This is a genomic window from Thermodesulfobacteriota bacterium (genome assembly GCA_031082315.1).
Classification (GTDB): Bacteria; Desulfobacterota; QYQD01; order QYQD01; family QYQD01; genus QYQD01.
This window is the reverse complement of sequence record JAVHLC010000002.1, coordinates 297,618-310,249: the sequence shown is the minus strand read 5'-3', so window position 1 is coordinate 310,249 and position 12,632 is coordinate 297,618. Positions and strand designations below refer to the sequence as shown.

Here is a 12,632-nt window from a genome sequence, read left to right as displayed (position 1 = left end):
TTTATTTTACAGAATCATTTTGCATAACAGCCTTATACTTATTACCATTCCATTCATAAATAAACTTACCTATGATTATGTCATTCCATCCTAATTTTTTGCTGTTTAAAACACCGGCTATATCTTGTTGTCCTTTTTCATCAATAGGAATGTATGGAACAATAGGGGGACCGATCTCTTTTAATTTGCCTTTGATGTTCATGTAAATTTTAAAGGAACAATTACCCTTAGCTCCACAGAAATATGGATGAACGAAGTAAGCAAAAATTTCATTATCATGGTCTCCGTTGAGATCCTCTAAAGCTATAAAGATTTCAACTTCATCTTCACCAACTAATTTCGATTCCTTAATATCTTTTGCGTTCAATTTTATAACTAAATTACGTTCATAAGAAAACCCCGTATCTGTAAATATCAGCCACTTAACTTGCGTTATATTCTGAGATCCAGCCTGCGTGAATTCTTTTGCATTGCCTGTTTTAACCTCGGCAAAACCGTATCCAATTGCCGTTGCAAAAATTAAAAAAAACACGAGAGCGCTTGCTAAAGTTTTAATTGCCTCATATTTTCTCCTCATAAATTATCCTCTGATCTTTCCATGCATTATAGTATCTTTCACCTTACAATTCCGCACCCTTACCCTCTGCCAGTTCCTGTTTCACCGTCGGAATTTGGCGAGTATATAATAGATCATAAAGGAATGTCTATCCTGATTCTATCTCGTCAATAAAAATTTCCGACCGTCGGTCTTATTCTCGGCCAATACTCTACTGCCTATCCGCATCCCTGACCATAGCCTAGTGCAGGTCATAGACGTTGCCATAGCCCTGCAAGTCCGGTAGGGCGGCTATCTCCGGCGGCACATCAAGCCATTCGGTGGCAATGGTGTAGGCCTTATCCGACTGGAACCAGACATCGGTGGCCGTTCCGGTGGTACCGTCTGTCTTGGTAAAACTGCCGATCTGACGATGCTCATTTCCTTGGGCATCTATAAGGGTTGAATCAACGTAGGTTGTGCCAATAGACTGAATGCCGAGTTCATCAAGGGTACGTAATTTATGAGGGGACGTTCGTGCAGAACATTCATAACGTCGCAAGGTAACTGACTACGTCAGGTGGTCTGAAGGATACCGACCGGGTTACGCATGAATTCGTCACGCCTAGATACCTGGCCACATCGGCACCCGAATATCCCAGCTCTCTTACCGCAACCCATGAGATAATCCACCGGGCCTTCACCACAGGATGCCTTCGACTTCCGGAACGAAGCTCACCAAGTGACACATCGTGTTTTTTGCATACTGCTTCAGCCAGCTTATCAATATCCATTCGCTGCCCGGATAGCCGCAGGTTCCTCTTCACCAAGTCATCAAGACCGGATACAACTTCCTGCACAAACTCACTATCTCCAAGAATCCGCTGGTCTGATGCCTGCTTTTCACCGCGTCCTCTGAGAGACACAACCTCTGACCAGCCCCCCATGCTCCTGATCAATCCCCCGCCGACCAGCTCCGGTCGTCTTCCTAATGGTATGCCCTCTTCGATATATTTCAGGTAATTCCGCCGGCGGGTACTGCTGTTGCCAAAAAGAGCTAAGACATACTCACACTCCTGCCATTCCCTTTTAGTCTTGCCCATCAGGGCGGAATGGCCTGACCAGGGACAGCGGTTCAATTCGTCAATATCTTTAACTATTCCAGCTCTCAATAAGTTTAGATGAATGTAACGCACCAATTCTCTCAGGTAAGGGTCTTCCTGGCACACTATAGATTTATAGCGGTTTTGAAAAAGATGCCCGTGCCTCCGGTGCCGTTTATTGAAATTGACTACGTATCCGGTAAGTAGTTTTCGCATACTTGTAGCTAAAGGGAGGTTTTTCGTCCTCAGTAGGAGATGAAAATGATTGGGCAGCAATGCCCAGGCAAAAACGTCTATCGCTCCTTCTTGTACAAGTCTGGCCACCCGCGCGATGAAGTCGACTCGATCGCCGTCGTTCAGAAAAATCTTTCTTTTTTCTATACCCCGCCCGATGACATGGTGCAGAACACCGGGCGCATCCAGTCTCGCTAATCTTGGCATGGGTTTCTATATCTCACAAATCCACCAGCTTGTCAAGCACGTTCTGCACGAACGTCCCCATTTAAGACATTTACAGAAAAGCTCTTTGCCGTTGTTATCTTTAAAGGAAGGTATTTAAACGTCCGAACGCTCAAATTATCTTTAAAATCAAGTCGTTAAGCCCCTTGCGCTCCGACGTCTGATTGCGATGTGCGGGGTGGCCGATGGCAACAATCGCCATCAATTCCAGGTGCGAAGGCAGGGAAACTATTTCGCGCACCCGGTCTTTGTTTTTTAATATTTCTCCCAACCAGACCGCCCCCAGACCCTGGGCATGGGCGGCCAGCAACATGTTTTGTAAACAGGCCCCGATAGCCTGGAAGTCCTTCAACTCATGGTACATGGCCTTACGGTCCAGTAATACGGCGATGATGACGGGTGCGGTCTCAATTATGGAATGGTACCGGGTTTGCCCGGCTATTTCTTCCTTTGCTTTTGCATCTTTGACCACGACGAAGCGCCAGGGCTGATTATTCAATCCGGACGGGGCCCAACTGCCGCCTCGGATTATCTCCATTATCTGTTGTTCATCAACCGGCATAGGGCTGAAATCCCGTATGCTGCGCCTTTCGTAGATGGCTTTTAATACCTCATTGTTCATCTGAAAATCCCTTTTTTAACCACAGGGTACACAGAGAAAATTAGCGCGGGAAGACCCCGACTACCAAGGGTATCCTGGCCTGGAGACCTTTTAGGCTAAGCTCTCCGGTATAATTTGACATCTGGTATCCGTAGTGCGTGTAATTCAGGCCTGCGGTTCTGATACAAAGCTCAGCCGCCATGCCGCCGTCCAGGTTTAAGGCGTATTCGATGTCCAGCGGCAATTTTTTTAAGAAGTGGGCCAGATCATAGAGCGTAAAGTACGTCTCTTCGGTATGCACTACAATTACGCAGCCATCTTTAGTTGTACAGATAGCCGTGCGGCTGGCCCTGAGATCGCTCTGATTTACCCGGACAACGCCATTTTTGTCTATGAGCATGGGAAAAGATTGCAACCCCTGGCTCCAGGGCAAGTTGTTAGATACCAGACTCATTTTCGTCAGGTCAAGGATTGCGGCCTGCGGTGAATTATTTTTTTGAGGTTCTGCCACAAACATACCCTTCATATAGCGATTCCGGACATGGCCTTTAATCTGACCGTCGCTTATAATTAAGCCGCACGGGTCGAAGTTCTCGCGGAAGTAACTTCCATTAAAGATAACACTGGCGCCCGTGACCGCCTGCCACTTTTCTATAGTCTTGACATTCTTATCATGCAGGACCCGAAATCTGTTCTTCTTCGGGTCTATTTTGACCAAAACCAACGTTTCCACCTTTTGTCTTTCTTTATAGATAGCTACTTTCGCAAACCAAAGGCCAGGCCCGATTTCTTGATAGTTAAGCGGGGTATAAGTAACGGGTGACGCCGCCCAGGTGGTTCTCAGGAGTAAAACGACAAGCAAAAAGCAAGCGGATAGAAAGATGGAATATATGCGTTTTCGCATGTGTAAACTTATAATACGCAGGGAGGGGAGTTGTCAATTTAATAGATTTCTTGCAGAAACGGGAAAGGGCGCCGTCAAGGCGCCCTTTAATCAAGTGTGTATTTTCGTAATCTGTGGACTAAAAATAATGCGTCAGGGCCGCGCCCAGGCCATAATCCGGGCTGCCGTCAGACAGGCCTTTTGTTACATAAACTGAGGCCTTGTTATCTTTATCTATAATATACCCTCCGCTTAAACTGATTTCTAACGGGCTGTCAGATTCGGCCGAAGCGCCTTCTGCGGCATAGATAGAGACCGACCCTTTAAAAGCGGTAGTGCACTGATGGCTCACGCCGGCCGTCATAGAGAAGAAATTATCCAGGTCTATCCCGCCGGGTGATCCGATGATATTATACTTTGCGTTTCCAAAGAGTGTCCATTTGTTGATTCTTTTGTCCAGGCCAACGCCTAAGCAGTAGTCATATTCACCTGTGCCCAGGCCCTTTTCCTCATCGGCGGTAGGAAACTTGATGCTTGCCAGGGCGTAGATGGCCGGTGCATCAGACGTCTCTCTAAGCACCGTGTAGCTTCCGCCGAGGCAGATGTCCCCAAGTCCGCTGTGAGAGGCGGTGTCGATATACTGTTCCGTAATTTTGCTTTTACCGCCGGTCAGGTTTTTCTTCACGCGGATTGGTTTCCCGGCCACGGTGACGGCAGTGCTGGCGCTCTGGTGTATATACGGGATGCTAAGATAAAAATCCCATAGCTGGCTGGGTGAATAGCCGAAAGTAAAGGGTACGGTATATGTGTCTGTGTCTGTGTCTGTTCCATAATCGCCGGTATAAAAGTTAAAACCGATCTCAGCGTACAGTTCATCGGTAGTTGAAGTCTGCCCGTAGGTTATCCCGGTCCCACATAAAAGAATCGCTATCACCAGCCCCACCAGCCACAACCTAATGTTATGAGTCATGCCTTTCTCCATTAATCTGAATTCGTGCTAAGATTAACCACAGAGCACACAGAGAAACAGGATATATTACTTAGAGCCGCTTGACCTGTTCAAAATGTTCAAATTGTCTCCTCAATTACCGTCCCCGGCCGCCCCCACCGCGCGGGCCGGAGGGAAAACCGGTTCCTGCCTTGTTTTCAATCTCGTTACGTATTTGATTCCCTTTCTGTTCCGTGTCGCAGCTCTTTTCCCTCAACCGTTCCCTGGTTTGAGTCTTTTCCTGTGTTTGTTTTCGTACCTTTTCTTGTACCCGCTCCCGTACTTGTTGTTTTTCCTTTTTAGCATAATTGCTTGAAAAACGGTCTGTCCGGCCGCCAACGAAGGTGCCGGTGCTTTTCATTTCCCTCACCACCGGGCCAAGTTTTACCCCTAGATCCTTGGCTACTACCCCCCATCCGGTAGTTCGGTCGCCTTTGCTCCTGAGGTCTAATACCTTCTGATATGCGGCGTCATAAGTGGGATAGGTTGCCGGGTCTTTTTCATATAATTCGGCAGCTAGCGCTCCGGCTATCATGGTCTCTCCGTGGCCCATTTTTAAATCCCGGGCGGCTGTGACTGATTGTGAAGGTTCCCTTGCCCCCCAATTTTCGAAAACCGCATTTATCCTTACATTAGCTTCTGTACCCCTGCCCGATTTTGTTGTCAACTGGTTTATTTGGTCGGCCTCGGTTCTTAGTTGCGTTTCCTCATCTACGGCCATTGCCGTAAATGACCATAAGAATGCTAACGCCAAGGTTGCTACAATAAAGCATAGTCTTTTCATGGTGTTATCTCCTGTCACTTTCTATTAACATTGTTTGTCTTAATATGGGTAGTTAGTGTTCATCCGGAAACTACCGTTTCCGGCTTCACGCTTTCAGCGATCAGCGATTAGCTGTCAGCAAAAACCCAAGACAAACAACACATTAAGCTGAACGCTGATAGCTCGTCCGGAATTTTTTGGTTTCCGGACGAACAATCGTTAATCGCCGTGTCGCCCGTGTTTATGTGATTTATGCGTCTTTTTGGAGGCCTTTTCGTGTTCCTTCCAGTGCTTTTTTAATTGTCCGTAGGGAATCCTTTCATGGCCTGGTGGTATATGCCTGTAGCTGGGCGGCACGTGTACAATTGCAGTAGGCACGGCACGGCGCGCGATGTGTCTCCAAGGCCCGTTATAATGAGTAGCCCGATACCAGCGCTCCCGATATGGCCTGTACCAGTAGCCGCGATGAAAGAAAATATCCACTTCAATATCCGGGTCGAAATAGACCGGAGATCCCGGAATCATGACCACGGCGGGCGGGGACGAAATGACAACCGACGGGAGCGGCAGGCCTATGTTGACGCTGACATCTACTTCAGCGCGGCCTTTGGCCGGATAAAATAAAAAAAGGGACATAATGATGAGACCTGAACCAAGCATAAAACTTTTTCTAACTGTCATAATAGCTCTCCTTTTGGATTATCGTCTGTCTAGAACTCAACCACAGAGGACACAGAGAAAATAAGAATATCAGCAAGTTATAACAGCTTTTGGCTTCTTCTCTCTGTGATCTCCTAATATTATCGCCTCCAGAACTGCTTTCACTAATAACAGTTCAAGCTGTTTAAACTGTTCAAACGGTTGAAATCGTTTTTTCGCTGTACTTTGTGGTTTGTTTTTTTAAAATTCGACGTTAAATTATTAAAAAGGTTTACCGGGTCAGGCAAAAATAAAAATGCTAAACTTTTTTCTTGCATTGGCCGTAAAAATCTTATAACAAAAAGCGCTTTGGAATACATTAAAAACTACCCGGCAACAAGGACAGATAATTGCACGTTAAACAAACACATAGAGGAAAGAGGCCTATGCAGTGTGATCGCCTGAAAAAGCTGGCCAGGGATTGGAGTGACCAAATAATCGAGGATGCTCTGGCGCCGGCTAGAATGGTAGAGTTTGCGATTCGTCATATCAAAAGTTGTCCTGTGTGTCAGGCAGACCCAACGGTTAGTATTGAACAGGCCAAGGTAAGAAAGATACTCGCGCCTTTTATAAGCGCCCGGGATCCACAAAAGGCGGCGCGTTTTGAAGATATACTTGCCATTTACGCTTATGCAGGTTATGAAGAAGAGCCGGAGATTGAAGAGAAGGCACCCGAAGAAGAAATAGAAGAGGTCGAAGAGGAAGAAATCTGATTTGTGACTCTGAGTTAAAATTTTGTGAAGGAGGTTTAACTTAAATATGGTAAAGATCGCTGTCCCTTCCAATTTTCCAGGAGGGCTTGAAGCCGGGCTCTCCGGACATTTCGGGCACTGTGATGTCTATACGGTAGTGACAATAGATGAGACAAAGATCCAAGATGTGGAAGTGATACCCAATGATGGGCATGAGCCTGGCGCCTGTCTGGCTCCGGTTATGCTTCTGGCCAGAAACGGGGTACAGGGGATTATCTCCGGCGGTATGGGTATGCGACCACTCCTGGGATTTAAACAGGCGGGTATTCGCGTCTTTTTGTATCGTGAGGGCGGCCAGGTAAAAGATGCCCTGGATGCCCTGCAGGCCAACAAGCTGCCTGAATTTACCGACCAGCATACCTGTGCAGGCCATGGACATGAGAGCGCCTGCGGGAATCATTGAGAGGCAGGAGCAAGACCGGACTCTTCCCAAAATATTAACTAGTTTTCATCCGGAAACTGTCGTTTCCGAATGAAAGCCCTCAGCGATCCGCTTTCAGCCGTCAGCAAAAAAATAAGACAAACAACATCTTAAGCTGAACGCTGAGAGCTGAGTGCTGATTGCTCAGCCGGAACTTTTGGATTTTCGGGTGGAAACTAAAGAATTTTACTTAAATGGATCGGGATGCAGCAGGCACGCCACCGGCGTATCTTAGAATTGACAGCCTGCCGTCTTTAGCGTTATAAATCGGCATGGCCGAACGCCCCACCTTATTGTATCTTATTGATGCCCATTCCTACGTCTACCGGGCCTATCACGCCATCTCGCATCTTTCTACGTCTCAGGGCCTGCCTACAAACGCCATTTTCGGCGTAACCAACATGCTGCTCAAGGTGCTGCGGGAGAAGAGGCCCGAGTATCTGGCTATGGTCTTTGATGCCCGGGGGCCTAAGTTTCGGCACGCTCTGCTGGAGACGTATAAGGCCAACCGCCCAGCCATGCCGGATGATCTATCTATCCAGATACCTTATATAAAGGATATTATTCGGGCAGAAAATTTGCCTGCTTTTGAACTGGAAGGTTACGAGGCCGATGATCTCATAGCGACCATAGTCAAACGCCTGGCCTCTGACGAGCACAGGATCGTCATCGTCTCCGGCGATAAGGACCTGCTGCAGCTTGTTTCTCCGTACGTAACCATCTGGGATCCCATGAAGGATCGCCGGATAGACATCGAGAACCTGCGCAAAGAATATGGCCTGGAGCCCGGGCAGATGGCTGACGTCTTCGCCTTAGCCGGTGACGCAATTGACAATGTCCCCGGTGTCCCCGGCATCGGTCCCAAGACGGCGTTAAGCCTCATACAAAGATACCGGTCCGTAGAAAACCTCTTTACCTCTCTGGAGAGTATTGATAAGTCTAAATTACGGGAAAAATTGACCACTTATAGGGAACAGGCCCTCCTTTCCAAAGAACTCGTAACGCTGCGTGTTGATGTCCCATTAGAGATTGATCTTTCCATGCTAAGGGTCGGCCCCCCGGATCCGGCCGCCTTAAGAGAGCTGTTTGCCGGGTTGGAATTTACAAAGTTTCTGAAAGAACTGGAGCTGGCAGATGCCAAGGTCAACGACGACGGGCAGCAGCTGGCGGCCAAAGTTCAGTCGGTCGACACGGGAGATGCCTTAGCCGGAATGCTTTCGAGGCTTGAAGGCGCTGAAGGTTTTAGCCTGACGGTTGTAGGCACATCGCCGGATCCGATGCTGGCCGATATTTCTGGCATAGCCCTATGTATAGAACCGCCGGAGGCCTTTTATATCCCTTTACCGGATGTAAATTTTAAATCATCGGCTATCGATGGGATTGCTGCCTTCTTGCGAGATAGCTTGCGGGTTAAGGCCGGTTACAATCTGAAATATGATCTTATTCTTTTACAAAGAAACGGCATCCCTGTCTCAGGTCCTTACTTAGATGTGATGATCGCCGCCTATCTTCTGGACCCCTTGGGCCGCTCCCGGAAGGCGGATAGTTTAAAGATGCTGGCGGAACATTATCTAGGCGTCCATCCGGGTGATTTGGGCGGCCAGGCCATCTCTTCTGCCTGTGCTGCCGCCGGGATTATAGCCGGACTATCCAGCCACTTATTGCCGGATCTGGAAGAGAGGGACCTATATAACCTTTTTTGTGAGGTAGAAATGCCTCTTCTCGAAGTCCTGGCGGGAATGGAGATGACGGGCGTCAGGATCGATCTCGCCTTTCTGGCCAGGATGTCTGGGGAGCTTGATGCACAACTATCTGATATTAAAAGCAAAATTTTTGCGACAGCGGGTTGTGAATTCAACATAAATTCCCCAAAGCAGCTCGGAGAGATACTTTTTGAGAGATTAACCTTGCCCCGTCTGAAGAAGACGAAAAAAACCGGCTCTTATTCGACGGAAGCTGGCATACTGGAGGATCTCGCCCTTTATCATCCCTTGCCAGGGCAGATTTTAACCTATCGCAACCTGGCAAAGTTGAAATCTACATACGTGGATGCACTGCCTAAACTGCTTAATCCGGCCACCGGAAGGCTTCATACCTATTATAACCAAGCGGTTACGGCCACAGGCCGCCTGAGCAGCAGTGAACCCAATCTCCAGAATATACCCATCCGTTCTGAGGAAGGACGGCAGATACGCCGGGCCTTTGTTACCGACCCCGGCCGGGTATTGCTATCTTTTGATTATTCGCAGATAGAACTGCGCATTCTGGCCCATTTTGCCCGGGATGAGGGCCTTATAAGGGCATTTGCAAAGGGGGAAGACGTGCACACCATGACTGCGGCGGAAATTTTCCACGTCTTTCCGCAGATGGTCACGGCCGAGATGCGCCGCGTGGCCAAGACGATCAATTTCGGCGTGGCTTACGGCATGAGTCCCTTTGGTCTCGCGCAGGAACTCAGGATCGGACAAAAGGAGGCCCGGTCTTTTATCGATGCCTATTTCGCCAGGTATCGGGGTGTGGAAAATTTTATAAAGGAGGCTGTCGCCTCCGCACGGGAGAAGGGTTATGTCCGGACCCTGCTGGGCCGTCTCCGGCAAATTCCGGACATCAACAGCCGGAATAACGCCGCCAGACAGTTTGCGGAGCGTACAGCCGTTAATACCCCGATTCAGGGCACAGCGGCAGATATAATTAAGGTGGCCATGATCCAGGTGCACGACGCCCTGGGCACAGGCGGTTATGGAGCGCGTATGATTATGCAGGTCCATGACGAATTGATCCTGGAGACCCCGGAGAAAGAGGCGGCTGAGGTAATCCCTCTCGTCAGGGAAAAGATGGAAAAGGCCGTGACCTTATCTGTGCCACTGGTGGTCAATGTCCGCTCAGGGCATAATTGGGCCGAACTGGAATGAGGTAGCCGGTGGTCAGAAGCGGTATATCTGGACAGGCTGAAGGCTGATGGCCTCGTAAAAAAACCTTTTCACCGCTGAGCACGCAGAGTCCGCAGCGAAAAACTATAATCCATTCAATATGTTATCTCGGCGTTCCCGGAGACCTCCGCGGTAAATAGCTGAACGCCGTGTAATCATTAACCTTTCTCATTGACCGCCCGGAAAGCCCCTATTTTATGGGCCTATAACACACTGTTTTTACTAAATATTGTATCAACCAAATTTTTTTATACAACATGTTGTTTTTTTCTTGACAAAGGAGTGTGCTTATTCTAAAAGGTTTTAACTCACTGTAAGGACTGTTCCTAATGGGTAGCGGAACGATATTGATTGTCGATGATGACTTGGGTGTGTTAAGCACCCTGAGCGAGATATTGGAAATGGAAGGTTATTCTACCATTGCCCAGGCCGCTAACGGACTGGAGGGATTGGAAAAGTACAAGGAACTCCACCCCGACCTGGTATTGATGGATATGGATATGCCGGTTATGGATGGGTATGAGTCCTCGCGGGAGATAAAGGCATTTGATCCGGACGCTAATATCCTGGTCTTAACCGGTAACCCCACCGCCATCCAGGCCAAAAAGACCCTGGAAGAAGGCTATGCCGTCATCCTCTTAAAAAAACCGGTCAAATGGGCCGAGCTTGGCCGGGTCATCCGAAGCCACTGCACTATTGCTGCGTAAATTTTGTGTAACTACTCAGCCGCCGATCTACGCTGATCATCACTGATATTTTTTCTTTTATTATCATATACAGTATCCGTTCACCGTTGTCCGTAAGAACCTGAAAAGTTTTTTTCGGTGAACGGTGAACGGTTACAATATCTGTGATTTCTTTGTATTTAAACCTATCTGCGTTCATCTGTGTGAATCTGTGGTTGAATAGTTACATTTTTGTTTAAAAAGCCAACACCAAACTATGTACCTTCCCTGTTTTCAGCTCTTTTAACTGTAAGCGTAGCTCCTTAGCTGCCTTGGCCTCTCCCGGAAAGAAGATAAAGCCGTGCGCTATTTGTCCGGGCGGGATAGCGTTATTTTGCAGGGTCTTCTTTTCCAGGTCATCCATTATGCGGTAGCGGGTCTCCTGAGAGCCATAGGCCTGCGTCCCGCCCAAGGTGGCGCCGGCGGCCGCGCCCACAGCCGCTCCTTTGCCTATAGCCGCGCCTACATTTTCACCGGTCACAATGCCTACCGCCGCCCCGATAATGGCGCCGGCAGCGCCGGCCAGGAAGGCATGTTTGGTTGCACCGGCGCCGATTTCGCCCAATTCGGTCTTCTTTGCGACCCGTTCATAGGCCAGCCTGCTCTCCATGACCGGCCAGAGGTTATGCTCTTTGTCGATTAAGTAGGTATGCGTGGGGTCTATGAGAAGGGATTTACTGCCCTGGTTGTCGAAGACAACCTGCACCGGCAAGAGTCCGGCTCCCCGGATGTCAAACCCGAAGGCCTCCTGCGCGGTATTAGAGTCATCGTAGGCCACGGCCGCCACTTTAGCGCCATCTACAGCCTGGACATTGTGATATGCCTCCGGCATCTTAAAAGGGACGATACGGGTCTCGTACCGGGCACAGCCCGAGACCAGGATTAGCGCCGACACCATTATTAACCAAGGCAATCGTTTCATAGGGATACTCCTTTGAACATAGTGTATAAAAAGGAGCGTATAGCGATTAGCGATTATTGTCAAGGTCTCACCTTATCCCAAATCCAACGCCTATTCCCATCCTTTACTTCCGACCCCTGACTTCTATCTTCGTAACACGTTAGCTGTTTGAAACTGTCCTACAGTCAGAAAAAGCTATTAATCAGGAACTCACGAACTCATGAAAAAACAGAGCAACCAGAAGCCGAACTGCTGAAAATCAATTTCTCAAAAATACTTTCCTGATTTCTTGAGTTCCTGATTGAAGCTCCCCGCAGCTTGCTGCGGGGAATCTCCGTATGCAAGGTAAAATGCATCATATTCACTCGCTAACCCCGCTACAAGCAGCGGAGAATGCGCTCGCTATGCATGCAAACGTCTTCCTGAATTCTTTCAAGCCCTCTCCTTCCTGATTTCCTGAGTTGGTATGTTTCCTTGCACTTTTTATCATGCATTTTCACAACGCTAAATTGTTACCTATCTTCTATCTCTGTGTTCTCTGTGTGCTCTGTGGCTAACAAGTGGGCACCAAAATGCCACATTGGAATTTTTTTTCCTCTCTGATGTGAAAAACACTTCCACATCAGTCAATAGCTATAAATAATAGATAACTAAAATTATAGTTATATCAACCAGTTATATATTAGGGAGCCTGTTGGCATTGAACTTGCTGTAACTTGTTATAGATCAGGTCACAAACAGGCCTTAAGCTGAACGCTGATTACGGATAGCTGGGCGCTATTTTTTTATTGACTTGGCCTTGTCTTCTGTTGTAAAAGTAATTATAGTTCTAGGTAGGGAAAAAGTAAATTTTATCTTAACTGGCTTATCGG

General features: G+C 48.0%; 13 protein-coding genes. 4 read left to right on the top strand and 9 right to left on the bottom strand.

The window, feature by feature from the left end; all coding sequences use genetic code 11:
- Position 1 precedes the first annotated feature (1 nt).
- The 8 genes from RDU59_03325 to RDU59_03290 form a co-directional block, all read right to left on the bottom strand.
- On the bottom strand, positions 2–577 hold the full coding sequence (locus RDU59_03325; GenBank protein ID MDQ7837508.1) for a hypothetical protein: 576 nt from the start codon (positions 575–577) through the stop codon (positions 2–4).
- A 220-nt stretch (positions 578–797) separates the two neighbouring features.
- Positions 798–1,097: a hypothetical protein gene (locus RDU59_03320; GenBank protein ID MDQ7837507.1), complete on the bottom strand. Its 300-nt coding sequence runs from the start codon at positions 1,095–1,097 to the stop codon at positions 798–800.
- Positions 1,084–2,079 (bottom strand): transposase, encoded by a 996-nt coding sequence (locus RDU59_03315; protein ID MDQ7837506.1) that lies wholly within the window; start codon positions 2,077–2,079, stop codon positions 1,084–1,086. The genes RDU59_03320 and RDU59_03315 overlap by 14 nt, the downstream gene beginning before the upstream one ends.
- Before the next feature lie 130 nt (positions 2,080–2,209).
- Entirely contained in the window at positions 2,210–2,719 is a 510-nt protein-coding gene (locus RDU59_03310; protein ID MDQ7837505.1) for a nitroreductase, read from the bottom strand.
- A 40-nt stretch (positions 2,720–2,759) separates the two neighbouring features.
- The gene (locus RDU59_03305; protein MDQ7837504.1) at positions 2,760–3,602 is read right to left on the bottom strand and encodes a phosphodiester glycosidase family protein; all 843 of its coding nucleotides are present in this window, start codon (positions 3,600–3,602) and stop codon (positions 2,760–2,762) included.
- Between the two features lie 118 nt (positions 3,603–3,720).
- Positions 3,721–4,551, bottom strand: coding sequence for a transporter (locus RDU59_03300; GenBank protein MDQ7837503.1), 831 nt, complete (start codon positions 4,549–4,551; stop codon positions 3,721–3,723).
- A gap of 115 nt (positions 4,552–4,666) precedes the next feature.
- Positions 4,667–5,353, bottom strand: a complete 687-nt coding sequence (locus RDU59_03295; protein ID MDQ7837502.1) for a hypothetical protein — start codon at positions 5,351–5,353, stop codon at positions 4,667–4,669.
- 198 nt (positions 5,354–5,551) lie between these two features.
- Entirely contained in the window at positions 5,552–6,013 is a 462-nt protein-coding gene (locus RDU59_03290) for a hypothetical protein (protein MDQ7837501.1), read from the bottom strand.
- Between the two features lie 404 nt (positions 6,014–6,417).
- On the opposite strand from RDU59_03290, the gene RDU59_03285 reads away from it, so the two are divergent.
- From RDU59_03285 to RDU59_03270, 4 genes are all read left to right on the top strand, one after another.
- Positions 6,418–6,744 carry a hypothetical protein gene (locus tag RDU59_03285; protein ID MDQ7837500.1) on the top strand — a complete coding sequence of 109 codons (327 nt, stop codon included), beginning with the start codon at positions 6,418–6,420 and terminating at the stop codon, positions 6,742–6,744.
- A 46-nt stretch (positions 6,745–6,790) separates the two neighbouring features.
- Positions 6,791–7,186: a NifB/NifX family molybdenum-iron cluster-binding protein gene (locus tag RDU59_03280; GenBank protein MDQ7837499.1), complete on the top strand. Its 396-nt coding sequence runs from the start codon at positions 6,791–6,793 to the stop codon at positions 7,184–7,186.
- Between the two features lie 290 nt (positions 7,187–7,476).
- A complete protein-coding gene (polA, locus tag RDU59_03275; protein MDQ7837498.1) occupies positions 7,477–10,116 on the top strand; it encodes a DNA polymerase I in 2,640 nt (879 codons plus the stop codon).
- A 347-nt stretch (positions 10,117–10,463) separates the two neighbouring features.
- Positions 10,464–10,841 (top strand): response regulator, encoded by a 378-nt coding sequence (locus RDU59_03270; GenBank protein ID MDQ7837497.1) that lies wholly within the window; start codon positions 10,464–10,466, stop codon positions 10,839–10,841.
- Positions 10,842–11,055: 214 nt separating this feature from the next.
- On the opposite strand, the gene RDU59_03265 is transcribed toward RDU59_03270, so the two are convergent.
- Positions 11,056–11,781 (bottom strand): hypothetical protein, encoded by a 726-nt coding sequence (locus RDU59_03265; protein ID MDQ7837496.1) that lies wholly within the window; start codon positions 11,779–11,781, stop codon positions 11,056–11,058.
- Positions 11,782–12,632: the final 851 nt, after the last annotated feature.

Bases quoted from the DNA above. Each gene is read 5' to 3' on its own strand.
- RDU59_03325 (MDQ7837508.1), bottom strand. From the start codon at position 577: ATGAGGAGAAAATATGAGGCAATTAAAACTTTAGCAAGCGCTCTCGTG.
- RDU59_03315 (MDQ7837506.1), bottom strand. From the start codon at position 2,079: ATGCCAAGATTAGCGAGACTGGATGCGCCCGGTGTTCTGCACCATGTC.
- RDU59_03310 (MDQ7837505.1), bottom strand. From the start codon at position 2,719: ATGAACAATGAGGTATTAAAAGCCATCTACGAAAGGCGCAGCATACGG.
- RDU59_03305 (MDQ7837504.1), bottom strand. From the start codon at position 3,602: ATGCGAAAACGCATATATTCCATCTTTCTATCCGCTTGCTTTTTGCTT.
- RDU59_03300 (MDQ7837503.1), bottom strand. From the start codon at position 4,551: ATGACTCATAACATTAGGTTGTGGCTGGTGGGGCTGGTGATAGCGATT.
- RDU59_03295 (MDQ7837502.1), bottom strand. From the start codon at position 5,353: ATGAAAAGACTATGCTTTATTGTAGCAACCTTGGCGTTAGCATTCTTA.
- RDU59_03290 (MDQ7837501.1), bottom strand. From the start codon at position 6,013: ATGACAGTTAGAAAAAGTTTTATGCTTGGTTCAGGTCTCATCATTATG.
- RDU59_03285 (MDQ7837500.1), top strand. From the start codon at position 6,418: ATGCAGTGTGATCGCCTGAAAAAGCTGGCCAGGGATTGGAGTGACCAA.
- RDU59_03280 (MDQ7837499.1), top strand. From the start codon at position 6,791: ATGGTAAAGATCGCTGTCCCTTCCAATTTTCCAGGAGGGCTTGAAGCC.
- polA (MDQ7837498.1), top strand. From the start codon at position 7,477: ATGGCCGAACGCCCCACCTTATTGTATCTTATTGATGCCCATTCCTAC.
- RDU59_03270 (MDQ7837497.1), top strand. From the start codon at position 10,464: ATGGGTAGCGGAACGATATTGATTGTCGATGATGACTTGGGTGTGTTA.
- RDU59_03265 (MDQ7837496.1), bottom strand. From the start codon at position 11,781: ATGAAACGATTGCCTTGGTTAATAATGGTGTCGGCGCTAATCCTGGTC.